Source organism: Streptomyces sp. NPDC052109, from assembly GCF_040680195.1.
GTDB lineage: Bacteria > Actinomycetota > Actinomycetes > Streptomycetales > Streptomycetaceae > Streptomyces.
Window position 1 is genome coordinate 69,010 of record NZ_JBFAWF010000012.1, and the last position, 21,289, is coordinate 90,298.

At 72.5% G+C, this 21,289-nt stretch carries 21 protein-coding genes, 2 pseudogenes and 1 riboswitch; of the genes and pseudogenes, 7 read left to right on the forward strand and 16 right to left on the reverse strand.

What is annotated here, in order from left to right; translation table 11 throughout:
- Positions 1–134: 134 nt before the first annotated feature.
- From AB0L59_RS23830 to AB0L59_RS23860, 7 genes are read right to left on the reverse strand one after another with little or no spacing between them, the layout of a single operon-like run.
- Positions 135–590: a PH domain-containing protein gene (locus AB0L59_RS23830; RefSeq protein WP_365587001.1), complete on the reverse strand. Its 456-nt coding sequence runs from the start codon at positions 588–590 to the stop codon at positions 135–137.
- A gap of 15 nt (positions 591–605) precedes the next feature.
- Positions 606–1,454: an ATP phosphoribosyltransferase gene (gene hisG / locus AB0L59_RS23835; RefSeq protein WP_365587004.1), complete on the reverse strand. Its 849-nt coding sequence runs from the start codon at positions 1,452–1,454 to the stop codon at positions 606–608.
- A gap of 54 nt (positions 1,455–1,508) precedes the next feature.
- Positions 1,509–1,781, reverse strand: a complete 273-nt coding sequence (locus AB0L59_RS23840; RefSeq protein ID WP_023552153.1) for a phosphoribosyl-ATP diphosphatase — start codon at positions 1,779–1,781, stop codon at positions 1,509–1,511.
- Positions 1,782–1,815: 34 nt separating this feature from the next.
- Positions 1,816–2,301 carry a 6,7-dimethyl-8-ribityllumazine synthase gene (gene ribH, locus AB0L59_RS23845; protein WP_365587006.1) on the reverse strand — a complete coding sequence of 162 codons (486 nt, stop codon included), beginning with the start codon at positions 2,299–2,301 and terminating at the stop codon, positions 1,816–1,818.
- A gap of 24 nt (positions 2,302–2,325) precedes the next feature.
- Positions 2,326–3,615 carry a bifunctional 3,4-dihydroxy-2-butanone-4-phosphate synthase/GTP cyclohydrolase II gene (locus tag AB0L59_RS23850; protein ID WP_365587009.1) on the reverse strand — a complete coding sequence of 430 codons (1,290 nt, stop codon included), beginning with the start codon at positions 3,613–3,615 and terminating at the stop codon, positions 2,326–2,328.
- A complete protein-coding gene (locus tag AB0L59_RS23855) occupies positions 3,612–4,253 on the reverse strand; it encodes a nicotinamide mononucleotide transporter family protein (protein WP_365587012.1) in 642 nt (213 codons plus the stop codon). Before AB0L59_RS23855 ends, AB0L59_RS23850 begins: the two co-directional genes overlap by 4 nt.
- Positions 4,250–4,858, reverse strand: a complete 609-nt coding sequence (locus AB0L59_RS23860; protein ID WP_365587014.1) for a riboflavin synthase — start codon at positions 4,856–4,858, stop codon at positions 4,250–4,252. Before AB0L59_RS23860 ends, AB0L59_RS23855 begins: the two co-directional genes overlap by 4 nt.
- 155 nt (positions 4,859–5,013) lie before the next feature.
- Positions 5,014–5,144, reverse strand: a riboswitch (FMN riboswitch).
- A 786-nt stretch (positions 5,145–5,930) separates the two neighbouring features.
- Between AB0L59_RS23860 and AB0L59_RS23865 the strand changes: the two genes are divergently transcribed.
- Both AB0L59_RS23865 and AB0L59_RS23870 read left to right on the forward strand, forming a co-directional pair.
- Positions 5,931–6,674, forward strand: coding sequence for an NAD(P)H-binding protein (locus AB0L59_RS23865; RefSeq protein ID WP_365587017.1), 744 nt, complete (start codon positions 5,931–5,933; stop codon positions 6,672–6,674).
- A 40-nt stretch (positions 6,675–6,714) separates the two neighbouring features.
- Positions 6,715–6,885 (forward strand): annotated as a pseudogene (locus tag AB0L59_RS23870) (DUF5958 family protein); the annotation flags it as partial.
- 293 nt (positions 6,886–7,178) lie between these two features.
- Here the strand turns inward: AB0L59_RS23870 and AB0L59_RS23875 are convergent.
- The gene (locus AB0L59_RS23875) at positions 7,179–8,495 is read right to left on the reverse strand and encodes an ROK family transcriptional regulator (RefSeq protein WP_365587019.1); all 1,317 of its coding nucleotides are present in this window, start codon (positions 8,493–8,495) and stop codon (positions 7,179–7,181) included.
- Positions 8,496–8,637: 142 nt separating this feature from the next.
- Between AB0L59_RS23875 and AB0L59_RS23880 the strand changes: the two genes are divergently transcribed.
- Entirely contained in the window at positions 8,638–9,852 is a 1,215-nt protein-coding gene (locus AB0L59_RS23880) for an MFS transporter (protein ID WP_365587022.1), read from the forward strand.
- On the opposite strand, the gene AB0L59_RS23885 is transcribed toward AB0L59_RS23880, so the two are convergent.
- Together AB0L59_RS23885 and AB0L59_RS23890 are read right to left on the reverse strand one after the other, a co-directional pair.
- The gene (locus AB0L59_RS23885) at positions 9,812–10,270 is read right to left on the reverse strand and encodes an acyl-CoA thioesterase (protein ID WP_365587025.1); all 459 of its coding nucleotides are present in this window, start codon (positions 10,268–10,270) and stop codon (positions 9,812–9,814) included. The genes AB0L59_RS23880 and AB0L59_RS23885 overlap by 41 nt on opposite strands.
- A 110-nt stretch (positions 10,271–10,380) precedes the next feature.
- On the reverse strand, positions 10,381–11,637 hold the full coding sequence (locus tag AB0L59_RS23890) for an alginate lyase family protein (RefSeq protein WP_365587028.1): 1,257 nt from the start codon (positions 11,635–11,637) through the stop codon (positions 10,381–10,383).
- A gap of 147 nt (positions 11,638–11,784) precedes the next feature.
- On the opposite strand from AB0L59_RS23890, the gene AB0L59_RS23895 reads away from it, so the two are divergent.
- Positions 11,785–13,206, forward strand: coding sequence for a solute carrier family 23 protein (locus tag AB0L59_RS23895; RefSeq protein WP_365587031.1), 1,422 nt, complete (start codon positions 11,785–11,787; stop codon positions 13,204–13,206).
- On the opposite strand, the pseudogene AB0L59_RS23900 reads toward AB0L59_RS23895, so the two are convergent.
- Positions 13,143–14,305, reverse strand: a pseudogene (locus AB0L59_RS23900) (glycoside hydrolase family 6 protein). The gene AB0L59_RS23895 and the pseudogene AB0L59_RS23900 overlap by 64 nt on opposite strands.
- 169 nt (positions 14,306–14,474) lie before the next feature.
- On the opposite strand from AB0L59_RS23900, the gene AB0L59_RS23905 reads away from it, so the two are divergent.
- The gene (locus AB0L59_RS23905) at positions 14,475–15,161 is read left to right on the forward strand and encodes a DUF5995 family protein (RefSeq protein WP_365587032.1); all 687 of its coding nucleotides are present in this window, start codon (positions 14,475–14,477) and stop codon (positions 15,159–15,161) included.
- Positions 15,162–15,233: 72 nt separating this feature from the next.
- The gene (locus AB0L59_RS23910; RefSeq protein WP_365587035.1) at positions 15,234–16,163 is read left to right on the forward strand and encodes an LLM class F420-dependent oxidoreductase; all 930 of its coding nucleotides are present in this window, start codon (positions 15,234–15,236) and stop codon (positions 16,161–16,163) included.
- Between the two features lie 40 nt (positions 16,164–16,203).
- Here the strand turns inward: AB0L59_RS23910 and AB0L59_RS23915 are convergent, their stop codons facing one another.
- Positions 16,204–17,901 carry an NAD(P)/FAD-dependent oxidoreductase gene (locus tag AB0L59_RS23915; RefSeq protein WP_365587036.1) on the reverse strand — a complete coding sequence of 566 codons (1,698 nt, stop codon included), beginning with the start codon at positions 17,899–17,901 and terminating at the stop codon, positions 16,204–16,206.
- Between the two features lie 62 nt (positions 17,902–17,963).
- Positions 17,964–18,752: a carbon-nitrogen hydrolase family protein gene (locus AB0L59_RS23920; protein WP_365587039.1), complete on the reverse strand. Its 789-nt coding sequence runs from the start codon at positions 18,750–18,752 to the stop codon at positions 17,964–17,966.
- A 306-nt stretch (positions 18,753–19,058) separates the two neighbouring features.
- Here AB0L59_RS23920 and AB0L59_RS23925 point away from each other — a divergent pair, with 306 nt between their 5' ends.
- Positions 19,059–19,631, forward strand: coding sequence for a Repetin (locus AB0L59_RS23925; RefSeq protein ID WP_365587041.1), 573 nt, complete (start codon positions 19,059–19,061; stop codon positions 19,629–19,631).
- Between the two features lie 12 nt (positions 19,632–19,643).
- Here the strand turns inward: AB0L59_RS23925 and AB0L59_RS23930 are convergent, their stop codons facing one another.
- From AB0L59_RS23930 to AB0L59_RS23940, 3 genes are all read right to left on the reverse strand, one after another.
- On the reverse strand, positions 19,644–20,282 hold the full coding sequence (locus AB0L59_RS23930; RefSeq protein WP_365587043.1) for a DUF4232 domain-containing protein: 639 nt from the start codon (positions 20,280–20,282) through the stop codon (positions 19,644–19,646).
- 156 nt (positions 20,283–20,438) lie between these two features.
- The gene (locus AB0L59_RS23935) at positions 20,439–20,819 is read right to left on the reverse strand and encodes a DUF742 domain-containing protein (protein ID WP_365587046.1); all 381 of its coding nucleotides are present in this window, start codon (positions 20,817–20,819) and stop codon (positions 20,439–20,441) included.
- Positions 20,820–20,826: 7 nt separating this feature from the next.
- Positions 20,827–21,264, reverse strand: coding sequence for a roadblock/LC7 domain-containing protein (locus AB0L59_RS23940; RefSeq protein ID WP_365587414.1), 438 nt, complete (start codon positions 21,262–21,264; stop codon positions 20,827–20,829).
- Positions 21,265–21,289: the final 25 nt, after the last annotated feature.

Below are 21,289 nucleotides of genomic sequence, written 5' to 3' on the forward strand. Positions count from 1 at the left end.
GCAGGAACCCCCGGGCGCCGGATGGCGCGCAGGGGCGGAGGCGCAGCGAAAGGGCCTCCCCCACCAGATTAATCAAGACATGGGCCGCTCGGGCAGGGTGGGCGCCCCCGAGTCAGCCCCGACGTGTCCCCGAGTCAGCCCTGATCTTGCGCCGGATGGGCCGTCGAACGAGCTTCGGAGAGGGCTCGCAGGGCCTGCGCGTCGGCGATGGCGCGCTGCTTGGCGATGCCCGGCTGGATGCCGAGCACGGGCAGGCTGGTGCCGTCGCTGAGGTTGAGGAACACCCACGGATCGCCCGGACGGAGGTTCACCTGAAGGATCTCCGCCCAGTCCAGGCGCCGCTTGCTGGCGATGTTCACCACGGTGACGCCGGACTCGTCGGCGACGACCTTCACCCGGGCCAGCTGGGCCAGCACGCAGAAGATCAGTGCCCCGGTGACGACGAAGCTGAGCCGCTCCCCCGGGCCGAGCTGCTCCAGGAGCAGGCCGATCGCGGAGACGGTCAGGAAGATCGCGACACCGGCGGTGAGCAGGATGGCGCGGGTGTGGCCCGGCCGGAAGGTGACGGGAAGGGTGGGCAGCTCGGACATCGCTGGGCGTACCCCTTACAGGCGGCAGGCGTGGATGGCCGTGGTGAGGATGGCGCGGGCCCCGATGGCGTACAGGTCGTCCATGATCCGCTGCGCCTCCTTGGCGGGGACCATGGCCCGGACCGCGACCCAGCCCTCGTTGTGCAGCGGGGAGACGGTCGGGGACTCCAGGCCAGGGGTGAGCGCGACGGCCTTCTCCAGCTGCTCGACGCGGCAGTCGTAGTCCATCATCACGTAGGTCCGGGCGACCAGGACGCCCTGGAGGCGCCGCAGGAACTGCTGGACCTTCGGCTCCTCCCCGTCGGTGCCGGTGCGGCGGATGACGACCGCCTCGGACTTCATGATCGGCTCGCCGAAGACCTCCAGGCCCGCGTTGCGCAGGCTGGTGCCGGTCTCCACGACGTCGGCGATCACCTCGGCGACGCCCAGCTCGATCGCGGTCTCCACGGCGCCGTCGAGGTGGACGACGGAGGCGTCGACACCGCTGTCCGCGAGGTGCCCCGCGACGATGCCCTCGTAGGAGGTGGCGACGGTCTTGCCCTTGAGGTCCTCGATGCCGCTCGCGGTGCCGGGCTTGGCGGCGAAGCGGAAGGTGGAGCGCGCGAAGCCGAGCGGCAGGATCTCCTCGGCGTCGGCACCGGAGTCGATCAGCAGGTCGCGGCCGGTGATGCCCACGTCGAGGCGGCCGGAGGCGACGTAGATGGCGATGTCACGGGGGCGGAGGTAGAAGAACTCGACCTCGTTCACCGGGTCGACGATCCGCAGCTCCTTGGACTCGCGGCGCTGCTGGTAGCCGGCCTCATGCAGCATCTCCGCCGCAGGGCCGGACAGTGAACCCTTGTTGGGGACGGCGATGCGCAGCATGAGGTCGGCTTCCTTTGCGTGAAGGGGTTTCTACGGCGGTTGCGGCGGGGCGGCTTACAGGTGGGCGTAGACGTCGTCCAGGGAGATCCCGCGGGCGACCATCATCACCTGGACGTGGTACAGCAGCTGGGAGATCTCCTCGGCGGCCGCCTCCTTGCCCTCGTACTCGGCGGCCATCCAGACCTCGGCGGCCTCTTCGACGACCTTCTTGCCGATGGCATGGACACCCTTGCCGACCAGCTCTGCGGTGCGGGAGGTGGCGGGGTCGCCGTGGGCGGCCTTCTGCTGGAGCTCGGTGAAGAGCTCCTCGAACGTCTTCTTGGACATGGTGGTCCTTACCCTACGCGCTCCGGCCGGTGCCTCAGTGCCAGGGTTCGGATACTGAGCGGAGCGTGGCGGCGGTCGCGACCGCCGCCGTCACCGCCTCGTGGCCCTTGTCCTCGTTGGAGCCCTCCAGGCCGGCCCGGTCCAGGGCCTGCTCCTCGGTGTCGCAGGTGAGGACGCCGAAGCCGACGGGCACGCCGGTCTCGACGCTGACCTGGGTGAGGCCCTGGGCGACGCCCTGGCACACGTAGTCGAAGTGGGGGGTGCCGCCGCGGATGACGACACCGAGGGCGACCACGGCGTCGTAGCCGCGCCCGGCCAGCGCCTTGGCGGCGACCGGCAGTTCGAAGCTGCCGGGGACCCGGATCAGGGTCGGCTCGTCGATCCCCAGGTCGTGCAGGGCGCGCAGGGCGCCGTTCACCAGGCCGTCCATCACCTTCTCGTGCCACTGCGCCGCGATGACGGCGACCCTGAGGTCGCTCGCGTTGCGTACGGACAGTTCCGGTGCACCCTTGCCGCTCACGTGTCTCCTAAGTGCGTGTCGTGCTTACTGGTTGCCGCAGGCCGCCACGGTGGGCGTGTCCAGCCAGGGCAGGTCGTGTCCCATCCGGTCCCGCTTGGTGCGCAGGTAGTGGAGGTTGTGCTCGCCCGCCTGGACGGGCATGGGCTCGCGGCCGGTGACGTTCAGGCCGTGACGCAGCAGCGCGTCGGTCTTGTCCGGGTTGTTGGTCATCAGCCGGACGCTGCGCACGCCGAGGTCGGCGAGGATCCGGGCGCCGGCGCCGTAGTCGCGGGCGTCGGCGGGCAGCCCGAGTTCGAGGTTGGCGTCCAGCGTGTCGCGGCCACGCTCCTGCAGCTCGTACGCCCGGAGCTTGGACAGCAGGCCGATGCCCCGACCCTCGTGGCCGCGCAGGTAGACCACCACGCCGCGGCCCTCCTCCTGGATGCGCTCCAGGGCGGCGTCCAGCTGGGGGCCGCAGTCGCAGCGCAGGGAGCCGAAGACGTCACCGGTGAGGCATTCGGAGTGGACGCGGGCCAGTACGTCCTCGCCCGCGCCGATCTCCCCGTGGACGAGGGCGACGTGTTCGACGCCGTCGACGGTGGAGCGGTAGCCGTAGGCGGTGAAGATGCCGTGCTTGGTGGGCAGGCGCGTCTCGGCCTCGCGGCGGACGGTGGGCTCACTGCTGCGGCGGTAGGCGATCAGGTCCTCGATGGAGATGATCGTCAGGCCGTGCTTGCGGGCGAACGGGATCAGCTCGGGCAGACGGAGCATCCGGCCGTCCTCGCCGGCGATCTCCACGATGGCGCCGGCCGGGCGCAGGCCCGCCAGCCGGGCGAGGTCCACGGCGGCCTCGGTGTGGCCGTTGCGGACGAGGACGCCGCCGGGCTTGGCGCGCAGCGGGAAGACGTGGCCGGGGCGGACGAAGTCCGTGGGCTCCGCCGTGCCGCCGGCCAGCAGCTGGAGCGTGGTGGAGCGGTCGGCCGCGGAGATGCCGGTGCTCACGCCGTGCGCGGCGGAGGCGTCGACCGAGACCGTGAACGCGGTCTTCATCGACTCGGTGTTGTCCTCGACCATCTGCGGCAGCCGCAGCCGGTCGAGTTCCTCGCCCTCCATGGGGGCGCAGATGAGTCCCCGGCACTCGCTCATCATGAAGGCGACGATCTCGGGGGTCGCCTTCTCGGCGGCGATGACGAGGTCGCCCTCGTTCTCGCGGTCCTCGTCGTCCACGACGACGACCGGCCGGCCGGCCGCGATGTCGGCGATGGCCTGCTCGACGGGGTCGAGCCCGAAGTTCTCGATGGTGTCCGTGTCGTACAGGGGCGGTGCCGAGGTCATGCCGGGGCTCCTTCCAGGACGGGCTGCGGGCCCCGGCGGGAGCGCAGCCACCAGTCGCGCATGCCCCACAGGACGAGTGCGCCGTAGATGACGTAGACGAAACCGGAGAAGGCGTAGCCGTTGGCGAAGTTGAGGGGCACACCGACGAGGTCGACGAGCAGCCACGCGATCCAGAACTCGACCATGCCCTTGGCCTGGGCGTACATGGCGACGACGGTGCCGACGAAGATGTAGGCGTCGGGCCAGGGATCCCAGGACAGGGACGGGTAGGCCGTGAAGAGCAGGGCCACCGCGACCGTGCCGGCGGCGGCCGAGCCGAGCATCGCCGCGCGCTCGCGCCAGGTGGCGAACCGGGGGGCGATGTGGCCGTCCGCGGACCGGCCCCTGCTGCGCTGCCACTGCCACCAGCCGTACAGCGCGACGGCCATGACCACGGCCTGCTTGCCGGCGCTGCCGGTCAGATGGCCGTAGAAGGCGGCGAAGAGGACGAGGCCGGAGAGGAACTGCACGGGCCAGGTCCACAGGGAGCGGCGCCAGCCGAGGGCGAGGGTGATCAGGCCGAGGATGTTGCCGATCATGTCCGACCAGATGATGCGCTGGCCGAAGAGAGTGAAGGCCTCGGAGTTCAGCCAGCTCACTGGGTGGCTCCCTGGGCACGGTCGCCGAGGAGCCGCTCGACGTACTTGGCGACGACGTCGACCTCGAGGTTGACCGGATCGCCGGGCTGCTTGTGGCCGAGCGTGGTCAGGTCGAGGGTGGTCGGAATGAGGCTGACCGTGAAGTGGTCCGGGCCCGCTTCGACCACCGTGAGGCTGATGCCGTCGACGGTGATGGAGCCCTTCTCGACGACGTACCGGGCGAGGTCGGCCGGGAGCGAGATCTTCACGATCTCCCAGTTGTCGGAGGGCCTGCGCTCCAGCACCTCGCCGGTGCCGTCGACATGGCCCTGCACGATGTGCCCGCCGAGACGCGCGCCCACGGCCATGGGCCGCTCCAGATTGACCCGGGAGCCGACGGTGAGCGCCCCGAGGCTGGAGCGGTTCAGGGTCTCGGCCATGACGTCGGCGGTGAATTCGTCGCCCTCGTGCTCCACGACGGTGAGACAGACGCCGTTCACGGCGATGGAGTCGCCGTGCTGCGCGCCCTCGGTCACGATGGGGCCGCGGAGCCGGAAACGGGAGGCGTCGCCGAGGTTCTCGACGGCGGTGATCTCACCCAGCTCTTCGACGATTCCGGTGAACACTTCCCGGGTCCTCCTGCCTCTTCGGGCACGGACTCCGGGGCCTGTCGATGACGACAGAATGTACGGGTGAGCACGTCGGGGCGACGCCGAAAGAGGCCGGTCCGCATGCGGACAAGCCCCAGATACGGCGGCGCGCACGGAAATGTGCCCGCCCGCCGCGCACTGCCTCCCATCCGGACTTTAACCGTCGGTCCAGGAATTTCACCTGGTCAACCGGCCGCTGGAAGCGACCGGGTCGCGGACTGTAACCGCCGGTTCGGACTTTCACCGACCCCGGAGTGCGCTGCTTCTGGTACAGGGCCAGTGTGCCACGCCGGACGGCCGTCCAGACAGGCGAGGGGTGTGGGCTCCCTCACAGTCCGTGTCGCCGGCCTTGCACGGCGCAGTCACCGGGCACAACGGCCGGGCACCCAGGGTGCTTTGACCTTGGTCCGGACCCATTGACCACACTGGTCTAGTCCTTTTATCGTGCGGGCGAGCCCGGTGGCGGTGACGACGGCCCTTGCCCGCCGCCGGGCCGCCAGGACGCGGTCGGCCGGCCGTCCTGGAGGCGGTGGCCCGGGCGGCAGGGCCGCAGGGCCGGTTCGAGCCGGCGCCGGAGCGGCGCGGGGCCTGCTCCTGTCGTTCCTCACGGCGGCCCGCGAGGGTGCCCTGGCCGACGTGGAGAAGCTGCTCGCGGCGGATGTCGCGCAGGGGGACCACGGCGGCGGGATCTCCGGGGTCAGGCGGCCTGCCGAGGACGCGAGAAGGTCAGGCGCTTCCGTGTCGCGGGGGCGCCGAGCCGGTCACGGGCGTCCTGGACTTCGCGGTGGTGCAGGTCCACGGGGCCGATGCGCCGGCCGGACGGCCGGGCGACGTGCCCGCGGGGTGGCGCGCCTCGAGCTGCGGACGGTCCGAGCGCCCATGTGTCCACCCTGATGAACCCGGACGTGCCGGCCTTCCTGCGGCGGCGGCCGGTGCGGTCCTGGCGGAGCCGCGCGGGGGAGGTGTCACATTTCCCGGTGGCTGCCCGGTCTCATCGGGCGAGGGTGCTCCGACCGGGGGCACGTGCAGTCCGGAGGGACAGGTACGCATGACCACGATCCTGGTGACCGGCGGGACCGGCACGCTCGGCCGGAGCGTGACGAAGCGGCTGCGGACGGAGGGGCACGAGGCGCGGGTGCTGAGCCGGCACGCGCGGCAGTACGCCGTCGATCTCCGCGCGGGTGGCAGCGGGCTGGACGCCGCGCTCGCCGGCGTGGAGACCGTGGTGCACTGCGCGAGCAGTCCGCGCGGCGGGGACGAGGAGGCGGCCGATCACCTGATCGCGGCGGCCCGGCGGGCCGGAGTGGGCCATCTGGTCCACATCTCGATCGTGGGCGTCGACCGGGTGCCGCTCGGCTACTACCGGACCAAGCTGGCCGTGGAACGGCGGATCGAGGCGTCGGGGCTCGGCTGGACCGTCTTGCGCACGACCCGGTTCCACGACCTGGTGGCCTCGGTCCTCGGCGGACTGGCCAGGTCTCCCGTCGTGCTGGTCCCGGCCGGGGTGCCGGACCAGCCGGTCGAGGTGGGTGAAGTGGCCGACCGCCTGGCCGAGTTGGCGCTCGCCGCGCCGGCCGGGCGGGTGGCGGACATGGGCGGCCCCGAGGTGCGGTCCCTGGACTCGCTGGCCCGCGCCTACCTTCGTGCGACCGGCCGGCGCCGGGCGGTGGCCCGGGTACCGCTGTTCGGCGGGGCCTATCGCGCCGCCCGCGCGGGCGGACTGCTGGCGCCGGAACAGGCGGTGGGAAGGACGACGTTCGAGGAGTATCTGGGCCGGCGCTTCGGGGGCTGACGGGACGGAGACGGGGTGGACGGGCACACTCGCCCAGGGCATGCGGCCGCCGCCGGAGGGGATCGCCTGGTTCGAGGGCCTCGACGCCGAGGCCCAGTCCGTCGTGCCGCGGGATCTGCGCCGCTCCTGCGTCCAGGCCCGCGCCACCCGCGACGACGCCCTGGAGGCCGTGCGCCGCGCCGGGCTCCGGGCGCCCCACCCCCCGTCGGTCCTCGTCTCGCGCCGCATCCGGTGGGACATCCGGCTCGTCGCGGTAGCCCTCGTACCGTCCGCGTACGGCAGCCGGCGGGAGAAGCTCCGGTGGAGGGGCGGTGGACGGACGACCGGGTCCAGCCCACGGAACACCGGCCGGGCGAACTCCCGGGGGAGACGCCCAGCAGTCGACCGGCCACGACCCGCAGGGACCGGCCGGGCGCGCCCCGCCCCAGGCGCGGTGGGCGGTCGGCCGGGCGCGGGCCGTCGCACATCCGGCGGGCGAGGCGGAGAACTGCCCGGCGCGGGCGGTCAGTTGCGGCCCGGGGGTGCGAACAGCTCGTCCTGGGCCCGGTCGCGGGCCGTCAGCAGTGCTCCGCGCAGCACCGCCGTACCACCGAGGGCGCTCGCCCGCACCTCCGTGCGCAGGGGGGACATACGGCGGAGCCGCTCCTCCACCAACCCCGCGAGCACCGGACCTCCGGCCTGCCCGGCCTCTCCGCCGAGCACGACACAGCCCGGGTCGAGTACGGCGACGACGGACGCGGCCCCGACGGCGATCCGGTCGGCGAGGGTACGGAGAAAACGCTCGGCGGCCCGTTCACCGCGTGAACCGGTGGACGGTTCGGCACGCGCGGCGCCCGAACCGGCGGCCCGTTCACCGCCTGAACCAGCGGGCCACCCGGCATCCGGATGCGCCGCGGCAAGACCGCTCTCCTCCCCCGCCACCTCCGCGACGGCCGCCCGAATCACCACCGCCGCGCCCGGTCCGTCCGTCGTCGCCGGCGCCGGCAGGCCGCACTCCGTCGCCAGGGAGCAGATCGCCGCCGCGCCGGCCAGCGAGTGGAAGCCGCCGTCGCAGTCTCTAGCCGAGGGGAGTGAAGCGGTGCCCGGTACCGGCAGGAAGCCGATCTCGCCCGTGCCGCCCGAGGCGCCGCGGCGGAGCGTGCCGTCGAGGACGACCGCCGCGCCGACCCCGTGACCCAGCCAGAGCAGGACGAAGGTGTCCCGGTCACGGGCGGCTCCCTCGCGCTGCTCGGCCAGGGCGGCGAGGTTGGTCTCGTTCTCCACGGTGACGCGGGCCCCGGGCAGCCGCTCCTGCAGGGCGGCGGCCAGGCTGCGGTGCCAGGCGGGCAGCCCGCCGGAGTCACGGAGGTCGCCGGTGGCCGGGTCGATGAGGCCCGGCGCGCCGATCCCGACGGTGTGCAGCCTCCCCACCGCCCCGGCCTCCTGCGCGGTCCGCTCCACCGCCGCGACCGCCTGCTCCAGGGCCGGCCCGGTCCCGGTGTCGCCCCCGATCGGCACGGACGCCTCGGCGAGCACCCGCCCGACCAGGTCGGAAACCAGGACGAGGACACCGCCGGTCCGGACGTCGAGCGCGGCCAGCTGGGCCTGGTCCGCGACGATCCCGTACAGCCGGGCGTTGGGGCCGCGGCGCTGCTCGCCGGACTCGCCGACGACCGTGATCAGCCCGGCGGCGGTGAGCCGTTCCACGAGGTCGGCGACCGTCGGCCGGGACAGCCCCGTGAGCTGCTTCAACTGCCCTGCCGTGAGCGGGCCTTCCTGCTGCAACAGCCCGAGGGCCAGGCGGTCGTTGATGGCCCGGGCGGTGCTGGGTGATGCGGGCATGACGGGAATCCTCCCAGATCGGCGGCCCTCCCCGATCGACGCGTCCCAGAACGGCGGCCGTAATGGCGTCTATCTATCAGGCAGGGTCCCTGATAGTTTACGACCCGTGCCGCAGGGGCGAGGCTCGGGGAGGGACCGGAACATGAGTGACGTGGGCTCAGCACATGACGAGGTCAGGCGCGCCCGGTACGCCGTTGCGGCCGTGTTCGCCGTGCACGGCGCCGTGACCGGCTCCTTCGCCACCCGGGTGCCGTGGATCCAGGAACACGCCTCGCTCGGCGCGGGCCAGTTGGGGTTCGCGCTGGCCTTCACGGCGTTCGGCGCCTCCTGCGCGATGCCCCTGGCGGGCCGGATCAGTCACCGTTTCGGCAGCCGTACGGCGCTGCGCGGGTTGCTCGCCCTGTGGACGCTCTCCCTGGTCCTGCCGTCCCTCGCGCCGAACCTGTACACCCTGTGCCTGGCGATGTTCACGTACGGCGCCAGCGCGGGCACGGCCGATGTCGCGATGAACGCGCTCGGCGTCGAGGTCGAGCGGCTGCTCGGCAAGTCGATCATGTCGGGGCTGCACGGCATGTGGAGCGCGGGCGCCCTCGTCGGTTCGGCGGCCGGCACGCTCGCCGCGCACCTCGGCTCGGACGCCCGCCTGCACTTCGTGCTCGCCGCGGCCGTGCTCACCGTGCTCGGCCTGGTGGCCTGCACCTGGGTGCTGGATCTGCAACCCGCCGAGGACGAGGAGCCGCCGCCGCGGTTCGCGCTGCCGCCCCGCTCGGCGCTGCTGATCGGCACGGTCGGCTTCTGCGCGGTGTTCGCGGAGGGCGCGAGCCTGGACTGGTCGGCGGTGTTCCTGCGCGACCGGCTGGACACGTCGGCCGGTGTGGCGGCGGCCTGCACCACCGGGTTCATGCTGACGATGGCGGTGGCCCGGATCGCGGGGGACGCGGTGGTGAACCGGTTCGGCACGGTCCGCACCGTCCGGACCGGCGGCATCCTGGCCGTGCTGGGCGGGTTGCTGATCGTGTTCGCCGGGTATCCGGCGGTGGCGATGGGCGGGTTCGCGCTGATGGGGCTCGGCATCGCGGTGGTCGTACCGCTGTGCTTCGCGGCGGCCGGCCACGCCGGCCCCCGTCCCAGCCAGGCCATCGCCGGCGTGGCGACGATCACCTACACCTCGGGACTGATCGCGCCGAGCCTGATCGGCGGGGTGGCCCAGGCGACCAGCCTGGTGGTGTCGTTCTGCGTCGTGACGGCGCTGGCCTGCGGGCTCGCGGTGTTCGCGGGCGTGCTGCGCACCGCCGAGCGCGGCGGCCGGGCCGAGGTCAGCCGGCCGGCCGCAGCAGTTCCCGACCCACGGCCCTGAAGGCGTCGCTCCACGGCGTGGGCCGCAGGGTGGAGGCGTCCAGCCGGACCAGTACCCGGGTGCCCCGGGCATGGGTCCGGACCCCGTCGGCCGAGCAGAAACGGAATCCGTAGGTCAGGCCGGTGGTGCCGAGCCGGTCCAGCCAGAGGTGGACGGCGTAGGTGCCGGGGCGGGTCACCGGCGCCTCGTAGCTGATGCGCAGCTCGCGGACCGCGTTGCAGGCGTCGCCGGCGGCGTGCCAGTCGCCGTCGAAGCGGACGCCGTGCTCGTTCCACAGCTCCGTCCAGGCACGCTCGACCAGCAGCGGGTAGCGGGCGTTGTGCAGGAGCCCGAGCGCGTCGAGGTCGTCGAAGTGCACGGTGACAGGGATCAGCCGGCCGTGGGAGACGGCGGGCGCGATCGGGGCTTCGGCGGTCACGGGAGGGACTCCTGAGCGTCGCGCGTACGGGGCGGTGACACCCCCGGGCGCATTCCATACTAAGCGACCGCTCAGAAGCCTCGGCCGGGAAGCCCCAGGTCAGGCAGGGCTCAGCCCGCGATGGAGTCCAGTTGCTCCGCGGCGGGCCGCAGCGCCCACAGGTCTCCGCCGGGCGGCGTCTGGAGCTTCGCCACGGCCGCCCTCGCCGCGGCGTCCCCGGCGTCGGCCGCCGCGTGCACGACGTCGGTGGCGGCGTACGGGTGGAACTCCAGCTCGGGGTGCGGCCACCCGGCGGCGCCGGTCGCGGCCGGCAGCAGGTAGTCCACGGCCTTGAACAGGCTCTGCCCGTCCGGCCCCCGGTAGGACCACAGGTTCACGCCCACGTGCCGGCCGATGGCCGCCAGCCGGGTGTAGGCGACCAGGTCGAAGGTGGAGTAGTGCCAGCTGCGGGTCCGGGCGAGTTCCTGCGGCTGGCTGCCGTCGGCCGCGATCTGCGGGGCGATCCGCTTGGTGCGCGCGTCGAGCACCGTCCGCCGGGCCAGGGCGGTGTCGCCGGTGGCGTACGCCAGGGCGGCGAGCTGCATGTCGTAGAAGGTGCCGTGGTTGTTGGCGGCCGCGCCCTCCTCCTTGCCGAAGTCGCTGTTCTTCAGCCAGTCGAGGAAGTCGGCGTTCCACCTGCCCATCGCGGAGCGGTCCCTGGCGCTCCAGCCGGGGGCGCCGGTGGCGAGGATGGCCTGGGCGTCCAGGACGCTGGTGTACGACTGGGAGAAGTCGATGACGCCGATGGCCCGGCCGTCGTACTTGCACGGGATGAACTGGGCGTGGTTCAGGTCCGGGTTCATCCGGGTGGCCGGGTCCAGGAACCAGGTCCGCAGGATCTGCCCGGCCTTCTCGGCGTAGGCGCGCCTGCCCGTGTAGTACCAGGCGAGCGAGAGGTCGTACGTCGAGTCGAAGACCTTCTCGACGTCCTGCCGGTCCGTCCCGCTGTCGACCTCCGGGTTGCGCTGCCCGTCCCGCTGCACGTACGGGCAGCCCCACGGGTTGCCGGCGGTGGGGGTGGTGGTGGGCCACCAGTAGGGAGCCTGGCTCAGGTACTCGTGGACGTCACCGCCGGGTGCGGGCCTCGGCTTGTCGACGACCGTCCAGGGACCCTGGTCCAGCCAGGTGTCGGCACGGGCGGTCAGGTCGCCGAGAGCTCGCCGTGATCGGGGGTCGTGGTCCAGGCGGGCGCGGGTCTGCTGGAGCCGCGCGCCGTCGAGGACGGCGGTCCTCGGGGGCCTGGGCGCGGCCTGCGCGGACGGGACGAGCACGGCCCCGAACACCACCACCGCGGCCAGCAGCACGGCCGCACGGGATCTTCCACTCATCGAGCACTCCGATCCGGTCTGACGATCTCTGTGCGATCAGATATATGAACTCGGTTCACGAGGAGGACCGTGCGAGCGTAGAGCCGCTCGTTACCCGTGACAATGGTGCGGACCGTCTTCACGTACGTAAGAAAGCGAAACCCCACCATGGACCTCGGCGTGCGCTGGAAGCTGCACGGTGACGGGCGCACGCCCGCGCCCGGAGCGGTGGTACGCCCCGACGAACGGCTCTCCTGGCCCCGCACAGTGGGCCTGGGCGCCCAGCACGTGGTCGCGATGTTCGGCGCGTCCTTCGTCGCGCCCGTGCTGATGGGCCTCGACCCGAACCTGGCGATCATGATGTCCGGCGTGGCGACCGTGATCTTCCTGCTCGCCACCCGCGGCCGCGTACCCAGCTACCTCGGCTGCTCCCTGTCGTTCGTGGGTGTGGCCGCCGTCATCCGCGCGCAGGGCGGTACGAGCGCCACGGTGACCGGCGCGGTGTTCGTCGTCGGCATCGTGCTGTTCCTGGCGGGGCTCGCGGTGCAGCGGTTCGGCGCGCGGATCATCCATGCCGCGATGCCACCGATCGTCACCGGCGCGGTCGTCATGCTGATCGGCTTCAACCTGGCCCCGGTGACCGCCTCCACCTACTGGCCGCAGGACCAGTGGACGGCCCTGCTGGTCATGCTCTTCACCGGACTGGCCGTGGTCTGCATGCGCGGCTTCTGGTCGCGTATCGCGATCTTCCTGGGGCTGGTCTTCGGGTACGGCGTCTCCTGGGCCTTCGACCGGATCTTCGGCAAGATCCACTCCATGGGCCCGGGCGGCAAGGTCACCGACCACTGGCGTCTCGACCTCTCCGGCGTCTCCAAGGCCGACTGGATCGGCCTGCCGCACTTCCACGGCCCGTCCTTCCAGTGGTCGGCGGTGCTGGTCGCGCTGCCGGTGGTCATCGCCCTGGTCGCGGAGAACGCGGGCCACGTCAAGGCGGTCGGCGAGATGACCGGCGATCCGCTGGACGACAAGCTCGGCACGGCGATCTCGGCGGACGGCGTCGCCTCCATGCTGTCCACCGCGGTGGGCGGCCCGCCGAACACCACCTACTCCGAGAACATCGGCGTGATGGCCGCGACCCGCGTCTACTCCACCGCCGCCTACTGGGCCGCCGCCGGCTTCGCCCTGCTCTTCGGCATCTGCCCGAAGTTCGGCGCGGTGGTGGCCGCGATCCCGGGCGGTGTCCTCGGCGGCATCACCGTGATCCTCTACGGCATGATCGGCCTGCTCGGCGCGCAGATCTGGCTCAACGCCAAGGTGGACCTGCGCAACCCGCTGAACCTGGTGCCGGCCGCCGCGGGCGTCATCATCGGCGTGGGCAACGTGAGCATGAAGTTCACCAGCAACTTCTCCCTCAGCGGCATCGCCCTCGGCACCCTGGTCGTCATCACCGGCTACCACGCGCTGCGCGCCTTCGCCCCGGCCCATCTGAAGAAGCAGGAGCCGCTGCTGGACGAGGGCACGTCCTCCTACGACCCCGAGGCCGGCGGCTCAGGGGCCGGCGATTCGGAGACACCGCGCGCCAAGTCGTAGGCGTACGACGGCGTGAACGTCCCGGCCGCCCCCCGGCAGCCGTCGGACTCTCCCGGCGGCTTCACCCACAGGTAGGCGTCGATCCCGGCCTGGCCGGTGTCCAGGGTCGGGGCCCGGCCGATCCTCCGGCCGGCCGGATCGCACCACTGGCCGTCCGGCGGGGCGCCGTTGCCGTTGCGGCTGGTGTCGATCACGGCGCCGAGGCGGGCCTGGCCGCCGAGCACGTCCAGCACCCGACGGTCGTAGGCGATCTCGTCGGCCGTGGTGCGGAAGTTGGAGACATTGCTGAAGACACCGTCCGCGTCGGCCGCCCCCGCCCGTCTCAGCAGGGCCGCCTGCCTGCGCGGCGGGTTCCAGCCGGAGTGGCCCGCGTCGTAGTAGACCCGCGCCCGGGGATCGGCGGCCTTCAGCACCCGGCCCGCGCGGGCCAGCGAGGCGAACCGGGCGGCCCGGGCGGCCTCCGTCAGGCAGTCGGACTGGGCGATCGAGTCCGGCTCCAGGACGACGATCACCTCGCCCGAGCCGAGCCCCCGCGCGAAGCCGTCGATCCAGGCGTCGTAGGCCACGAGGTCGGGCGCGCCGCCGCGGGAGGCGCCACCGCAGTCCCGGTCCGGGATCGCGTACGGTACGAGCACCGGGACCCGGCCCCGCGCCGCCGCGCCCGCGGTGACCGCACGCACCCGGGCGGCGATGGTGCCCGGGTCCGGATCGGTGAACCACACGCCGACCGGCCGCCCGGCGATCCGGGCGGCGATGAGGGCGGTGCGCGGATCGTCGGGGTGGGCGCGGACCCAGTCGAGCACCTGGGACTCGGGGTGGCGGTACAGCAGCGGTGACACGGCGGCGGCCGGCTGCTTCCCCCGGTCGGGGCGGATGCCGTGGGCTCGGGGCTCGGTGTCGGCCGCCGGGGGGCCGGCGCGCTCGACGAAGGCGGGAGCGGGGGTGGGAGTGAGGCCGAAGGTGGTCCGGGCACGGGTGCCGGCGTCGGTGTCCGGGTCACCGCGGCGCGGGCCTGGTCGGAGCCGTGGCCGGAAGCGAGCGCCGCGATCGTCCCGGTGACGGAGCCGACCGCGGTCACCACCGAGGCCGCCGTGACCATCAGCGCGCGCCTGCGCGCCGCCCGCCGCTCGGCGAGACGCCGGGCACGTAAGCCTGACACGGTGTGGATCCCCCCCTCGCATCCGCACTGCGGCGTTCCGTTCCCCCGTTCCGGCGAAGCGCCGGGCCGGTCACCGCGCCGGCCGGCCCAGGGCTGGGACCCTTCCCTCATGGCGCAGCTGGAACACCTCACCACTCCCGTCGACATGGTCGTCTCCCGGATGCGCGCCCTGGCCGCGACCCTGCCCGAGCGGGACGGCGTCGCCGTGTTCAACCGCGTCTACCTCACCGTCACCGAGGAGGTCGACCGGCGCCTGGACGGCGGGGGGTTCCCGGACCCTCGGGCCGCGATCGCGCTGGATGTACGGTTCGCCGAGCGCTATCTGGCGGCGGTCGACGCGGTGGTCGCGGACCGCCGTCCGCCCGCCTGCTGGCGGCCGCTGTTCCAACTGCGCCGCCATCCCGGGGTACGACCGCTGCAGTTCGCGCTCGCGGGCATCAACGCGCACATCGGGCACGACCTGGCGCTCGCCGTGGTGGACGCCTGTCGTACGCTCGGCTGCGAACCGCCGGAGCTGGAGGACGAGTTCGACCGCGTGGGCGATCTCCTCGCTTCGCTGGAGGAGCGCATCCGCGAGGATCTGATGCCGGGTCCCGACCTGCTGCAGATCGCCGACCCGCTCACCCATCTGCTGGCCTCCTGGAGTCTGGAGCGGGCCCGCGACGCCGCCTGGGTGGCGGCACGGTCGCTGTGGGCGCTGCGCCACTGCGGGGACATGGCCGAGGAGTTCACCGAACGGCTCGACACGGCGGTGGGGTTCGCCGGGCGGATGCTGCTCACGCCACTGACGGACTGACCGGGCCGCCCCGCAACGCCCCTGAGGGCGTGGGGCGTTGAGAGACAGGTAACCGATCACAGAGGAGTGGCTATGGCGAGCAGGCTCGGTCTCGGACTTCCCCAGATGCGGCAGTACTCGATCGGCAAGGACGTCCCCGAGGTGGCGCGCGCCGCCGAGGAGATCGGTTACGACAGTCTGTGGGTCTTCGAGCGGGCCCTGTTCCCCGAGCCCGCCACCCAGGGCCTGTACGGCGTCGAGGGCGTGCCCTGGCCCGACCAGTACCGGAGCGTGGCGGACCCGCTGGTCACCCTCGCCCTGGCCGCGACGGCCACCGAGCGGGCGGAGCTGGGCTCCAGCGTCCTGGTGGCTCCGCTGCACGTGCCGTTCCAGCTCGCCAAGGCCCTGGCCTCGCTGGACGCGGCGAGCGGCGGGCGGGTGATCGCGGGCCTGGGCACCGGCTGGTCGCTCGACGAGTACGCGGCCTCCGCCGTCCGGCCCTTCGAGGAACGCGGCCAGGTGCTGGACGAGATCATCGCGGTGTGCCGGGCGGTGTGGGGTCCGGATCCGGTCGTCCACGAGGGGCGGCTGACCCGGATCGCCTCCGCCGTGGTCGGGCCCAAGCCGGCGCGGCCGGTCCCGATCCTGCTCGCCGCCAGCACCAGGCGGGCGTGGCTGCGTCTTGTGGACCACGCCGACGGATGGCTGCCGGTGGGCATGGGTGCCGACCAGGTCGCCGCCCAGTGGCGGCAGGTGCGGGAGCTGGCCGAAGAGCGAGGACGCACGGAGCCGATCCGGACGGTCCTGCGGGCGAACACCGTCCGCCTGCCCAAGGCGTACGAGGGGGCCGATCGCCGGCCCTTCCAGGGCAGCGTGGACCAGATCGTCGAGGACCTGGTCGAGCACGCGCGGATCGGCCTGGACGAGATCCTCCTCGACCTCCAGGGCACCGCGCGGGACGCGCAGGAGCTGAAGGACGTCGCCGCCGAGGTGTTTGAAAAGGCGCGGACGGCCGGAGTCTGAGGCCGGCCGCCCGCGCCTTGGTCCTTGCTCGTTCTTCCGGTCAGTCCTCGGGCAGCTCCACAGGGGCGATCTCGTCATACATGTCACCCGGGCCGGGGTTGGCCGGGTCGGTCTCGCCGCCGAAGTGGTGCATGACGCCCCAGACCGCGTTCAGCGCGGTCTGGACGGCACCCTCGGCCCAGCCGGCGGTCCAGGAGATGTCGTCGCCGGCGAGGAAGATGCCCCGCTTGTCCTCGGGCAACCGGTCCTGCATGAAGTGCGTGAACAGGCGCCGCTGGTAGCGGTAGTGGCCCGGCAGGTTGGCCTTGAACGCGCCCATGAAGTAGGGCTCGTTCTCCCAGGAGACGGTCACCGGGTTGCCGATGATGTGCTTCCTGATGTCGACCTTGGGGTAGATCTCGCCGAGCGACTTCAGCATGACCTCCATCCGCTCGTTCGCGGACAGCGGCAGCCACTTCAGGCTGTCGTCGCACCAGGTGTAGGACAGGCAGATCACGGCGGGCCTGTCCGGGCCGTCGTCGAGGAGGTAGGTGCCGCGGGTCATGCGGTCGGTGAGCGTCATCGACATGACGTCCCGGCCCGTGTCCTCGTCCTTGTCCAGCCAGAACGGCCGGTCCACCGGCACGAAGAGCTTGCTGGACTCCATGTAGTGGGTGCGCTCGATCGCCGTCCAGTGGTCGATCGGGAACAGCGAGTCGTCGCAGGCGATCTTGGACAGCAGCATCCAGGACTGGGCGGTGAAGATCGCCGCCTGGTAGGTGCGGATGTCGCCGTTCGCGTCCGTCACGGTGATCTGGTTGCCCGCGGTGCGGTGCAGCCGGGTCACGGCCGGGCGCGGCTCGCCGTCCACGTGCAGGGACTTCAGCGAGGTGCCGTACGGCCAGTGGACGATCTTCTCCGGCTCCCGCTCCCACAGGCGCAGCGGCAGCTGCTGGGAGCCGCCGACGATGCCCCGGTGGTGGTCGTCGGCCTCGGTGTAGACGACCCGCAGGATCTCCAGGATGGAGTTCGGGAAGTCGGTGTCCCAGCCGCCGGTGCCGAAGCCGACCTGGCCGAAGATCTCGCGGTGCCGGAAGGACTTGAAGGCCTCGGACTCGCAGAGGAAGCCGTAGAAGGTCTGGTTGTCCAGCTTCTCGACCAGCTGCGCCCAGATCTCGCGGATGCGCGGCACGTCCCGCTCGCGCATCGCGCGGTTCATGTCGGAGAAGTCGGCGCCCGCTTCGAGACACCTGTTCCAGGCCTCGGCGACGTCCCGGTAGACCTGGGGCAGGTCGTCGATGGTCTCGGCGTAGTGCGACTCGCCCTTGAGGTCCACGACGGTCGAGGGGGTGGCCTCGGCCAGCGGGTTCGGGAAGGGCCGCGTCTCCAGGCCCACCATGTCGATGTAGTGCTGCAGGGCGGTGGAGGACGGCGGGAAGCGCATCGCGCCCATCTCGGCGGTCAGCGACTCGTCGCAGCCCTCGAAGCCGACCGTGCGGAGCCGGCCGCCGATCTGGTCGGCCTCGTAGACGACGGGCTTGAGGCCCATCTTCATCAGCTCGTACGCGGCCACGATGCCGGACAGACCGCCGCCGATGATCGCGACCTCGGTGCCGTGCTCGGTCGCGGGTATCTGGCCGAGGCCCGCCGGGTGGGCGAGGAAGTCGTCGTAGGCGTAGGGGAAGTCCGGGCCGAACATGGTGATCGGCGGCTGCTGCTCGTCGGCGTGCTCGACGGCGTTGGGCACCGTGGACGTCATGGGGTACGGACTCCTTGCGCGGAAGAACTCGGGGGGAAGTTCAGGGGAGGCTCAGGGGGGTTTCAGACCAGAGACCCGTACAGGCCGGGGCGGCGGTCCTGCAGATACGGGTTGGCCGCACGGGAGGCGGCCAGGAAGGCGGGGTCGGCGTCGGCGAACACCAGTTGTTCGGCGCGGCCCGCCCGGGCGCGGGCGACTCCGTCGGGACCGGCGAGGACGGACAGCCCGACGAACTCGAACTCCCCTTCCTGGCCGACCCGGTTGACGTACGCGACGTACATCTGGTTCTCCCAGGCGCGCACCGGCACGAGTGCCTCGGCGACGAACTGGAAGGGGTGCATCTGCGCGGTCGGGACGACGAGGAGGTCGGTGCCGGCCAGGGCATGGGCGCGGACGTTCTCCGGGAACTCGACGTCATAGCAGATCATCAGGCCGACGGTGAGGCCGTTCAGCTCGGCCTGGACGACCGGCTGCTCGCCCGGCGTGAAGTGGTCACGCTCGAAGCAGCCGAAGAGATGGGTCTTGCGGTAGTTCGCGAGCCGGGTGCCGTCGGCGGAGATCAGCTGGGCCGAGTTGTACACGGTCTCGCCGTCGCGCTCCGGGTAGCCGTAGGCGATGGCCACACCGTGCCGGTGGGCCAGCTCGGCGATCGCGTCCGCGCTGTCGCCGTCGGCGGGCTCGGCCAGGCGCGCGATGCCGTCGCCGATCGCGTACCCGGTCAGGAACATCTCCGGCGCGGCGAGCAGCGCGGCGCCCCCGGCGGCGGCACGGCCCGCGGCCTCGTCGAGGACCTTGAGGTTCTCGGCGACGGAGCCGGGGCGGCCGGAGCTCTGGAGCAGGGCGGTGCGCATGCGGGGTCCTCACCGGAAAGAGGGGTTTTGGGGGCCATGAAGAAGGTACGGTCGGCGCGCTCGGCCGGACAAGAAGGAGCCGTTGCGCGCCTGTGCGCGGTTTGTTGCGTGGAGTGCGGGCCGGGCGGCGATTCGTTGCACGCCCTCGGTTCCGGTTCCCGTCGTCCCTGAGGCTCAGGTCACGGCGAGGGCTCCCCGCCGGACGGCGGAGAGGGGTACCGCCCGCGGGGCGATGTCTTCGCGGCCTGGTGCCGGGAGGGTGGTGAGCGTTCAGCCTCTCGCCCTTGACCTGCGAAAAGGACCGTCATGAAGCGTCGTACGAAGATCGCCGCCGTTACTCTCAGCGCCGCCCTGCTGATCACCGCCGGTACGGCCGGGGCGGCTCTCGCCTCGGGCGGCGGGGCGTACCGCCCCCGGGCGGAAGCGCATCACGTCCGGCGGGAGGCCGCCGCGCTGACCGGCGGAGCCAAGCTGCACCGGTCGGCCGGCGACGACATCACCTTCCGCTTCCACGCGCATCCGGCCGCGAAGGACACCACGGATCCCCGCAAGGCGACCGGCACCTTCGAGTTCAGCCACTACCTGTACGGTCGGGGCGCCTGGGCCAAGGCCCGGGTCGACTGCATGGTCACCGGTGGCACGGTCGCCGTCGTCTCGGGTGTGATCACGGCGTCCGACCTGCCGGGCGCGAAGGGCAAGCGGGTCGGCGTCACGGTCGACGACCTCGGCCGGCACGACCGGCTGGGCTACGGCTGGGCCGGAGTCGGTAGTCCCACGGACACCAAGGACCTGCCGCCCTGCGTGGCGTCCGCGCCCTTCGAGAAGGTGAAGAAGGGCACGGGCGGCTTCACGGTCCTCCCGTGGCGGCCGAAGTTGTGAACGGCCCGGCCCCTACTTGCCGGTGCCGACCGGGTCGACGAGTACGACGGCGCCGCTGCCGTCCGAGACGGGCACGTTGATGCTGACGGGCACCGTGTGGGAGTGGGTCTCGTTCGGCGGGGTGACGACGAGGCTGGTGAAGGTCTCGCCGCTGCCGCCGGAGGTGTTGCGCGGGTAGTGCAGGGTGAAACGGGTCTCCTCCCCCGGCTTGAGGCTGACCAGCGGCGCGGCGAGCTTGCTCCGCCCGGCGCTGACGCTGCCGTCCTTGCTCTTGAGGTCGACGCCGGGGAAGCCCTTGAGGGTGCAGGCGGCGGAGCCGGTGTTCCTCAGGTTGACGATCAGCTCTCCCTCGGCCATGGCACCGGAGGCGCTGAACGCCAGATGGGAGGTCGTGCAGGCAGCGGCGCCGCCGCTCGCGGCCGTGCCGCCGCCGGTGCCCGTGCTGGACTGGCCGGCGGCGGTGCCCTTGCCGGAGGTGCTGCCGCCGCTGCCGGAAACCTGGGAACCGGAGTTCTGGGAGGTGGAGCTCTGCGAGCTCGGAGTGGAGGAGGCGCTCGCGGCCGAGGAGTCCTTGGCGCCGCCCTGGCAGGCGGTGAGCGACAGGCCGGCGACGGCGGCGAGGGCGAGCAGCGAGAGCTTCTGGACGCGCATGGTTCCCCTTCAGGGCGGTGGCCCCTCACCTCTCGGGGCTTGTCCGGAGTGAGTGGCGCTGGTCACTTGCCGACCAGGGAGAGTGCCGGGGGCGGCTGAAGCGTTCCGTGCGGCACGGCCCTGGCACAGGCCTGTTACAAGGTTCCCCGGGCCTGCTCAGATCTCGCGCAGCCGCTCCACGATCTCCCGCAACAGCACCGGATCGGCGGCCGGTCCGCCACCCGGGTGGCGGCGGGGCTCGTCGATGCGGATCAGGCCCGCCTCGGCCAGGTCGCCGAGCAGGACCCGCAGGACGGTCAGGGGCAGGTCGGCGTCGGCGGCCAGCTCCACGACGGGGCGTGGGCCGCGCCGGACCAGGTCGAGCAGGGCGGCACGGGCGTGGTCGACGTCCGCCCCCGGCGTGTCGGTGTCCAGCGCGGTGACCCGGGACATCAGATCGATGTCGTGCGCGGCCGAGGGCCTGGTGCGGCCCCGGGTCACCGTGTAGGGACGCACCATCTGCCCGGTCTCGTCCTCGTACCAGTGCTCGTCGCTCACCGCGGGATCATCTGGGGGTGCGGGCGGCCGCGTCCAGGTGGCGGCCGAGGCGGCGGACGAGCAGGGCCATCTCGTGGGCGAGCTGGCCGACGTCGGTGCGGGCCTCGCTGAGCACGGCGAGCCGGCTGCCGTGACCGGCGGGGGTGATGAAGAGGTAGGCGTCGTCGAGCATCACCATCGTCTGCCGCACCTCGCCCGTGGCGAACCGTTCGCCCGCCGAGCGGGCCAGGCCGTGGAAGCCGGAGCAGACGGCCGCCAGATGCTCGATGTCCCGCCGGCGCATCCCGTCCGAGCTGCTGAGCGGGAGGCCGTCGGCGGTCAGCAGCACGACCTGGCGGACGTGGTCGGTACGCGCCACGAGATCGTCCAGCAGCCAGCCGAGATCCGCACCGGGCGCTCCCCCGGTCACGGCCGGCGGCTCGGGAGTCTGTTCGTCACCGTGCATCGTCGGTGTCCGTCCCTTCGTGGGC

Bases quoted from the DNA above. Each gene is read 5' to 3' on its own strand.
- AB0L59_RS23830 (WP_365587001.1), bottom strand. From the start codon at position 590: ATGTCCGAGCTGCCCACCCTTCCCGTCACCTTCCGGCCGGGCCACACC.
- hisG (WP_365587004.1), bottom strand. From the start codon at position 1,454: ATGCTGCGCATCGCCGTCCCCAACAAGGGTTCACTGTCCGGCCCTGCG.
- AB0L59_RS23840 (WP_023552153.1), bottom strand. From the start codon at position 1,781: ATGTCCAAGAAGACGTTCGAGGAGCTCTTCACCGAGCTCCAGCAGAAG.
- AB0L59_RS23850 (WP_365587009.1), bottom strand. From the start codon at position 3,615: ATGACCTCGGCACCGCCCCTGTACGACACGGACACCATCGAGAACTTC.
- AB0L59_RS23865 (WP_365587017.1), top strand. From the start codon at position 5,931: ATGACCACGATCCTGGTGACCGGCGGGACCGGCACGCTCGGCCGGAGC.
- AB0L59_RS23875 (WP_365587019.1), bottom strand. From the start codon at position 8,495: ATGCCCGCATCACCCAGCACCGCCCGGGCCATCAACGACCGCCTGGCC.
- AB0L59_RS23880 (WP_365587022.1), top strand. From the start codon at position 8,638: ATGAGTGACGTGGGCTCAGCACATGACGAGGTCAGGCGCGCCCGGTAC.
- AB0L59_RS23890 (WP_365587028.1), bottom strand. From the start codon at position 11,637: ATGAGTGGAAGATCCCGTGCGGCCGTGCTGCTGGCCGCGGTGGTGGTG.
- AB0L59_RS23895 (WP_365587031.1), top strand. From the start codon at position 11,785: ATGGACCTCGGCGTGCGCTGGAAGCTGCACGGTGACGGGCGCACGCCC.
- AB0L59_RS23905 (WP_365587032.1), top strand. From the start codon at position 14,475: ATGGCGCAGCTGGAACACCTCACCACTCCCGTCGACATGGTCGTCTCC.
- AB0L59_RS23910 (WP_365587035.1), top strand. From the start codon at position 15,234: ATGGCGAGCAGGCTCGGTCTCGGACTTCCCCAGATGCGGCAGTACTCG.
- AB0L59_RS23915 (WP_365587036.1), bottom strand. From the start codon at position 17,901: ATGACGTCCACGGTGCCCAACGCCGTCGAGCACGCCGACGAGCAGCAG.
- AB0L59_RS23920 (WP_365587039.1), bottom strand. From the start codon at position 18,752: ATGCGCACCGCCCTGCTCCAGAGCTCCGGCCGCCCCGGCTCCGTCGCC.
- AB0L59_RS23925 (WP_365587041.1), top strand. From the start codon at position 19,059: ATGAAGCGTCGTACGAAGATCGCCGCCGTTACTCTCAGCGCCGCCCTG.
- AB0L59_RS23930 (WP_365587043.1), bottom strand. From the start codon at position 20,282: ATGCGCGTCCAGAAGCTCTCGCTGCTCGCCCTCGCCGCCGTCGCCGGC.
- AB0L59_RS23940 (WP_365587414.1), bottom strand. From the start codon at position 21,264: ATGCACGGTGACGAACAGACTCCCGAGCCGCCGGCCGTGACCGGGGGA.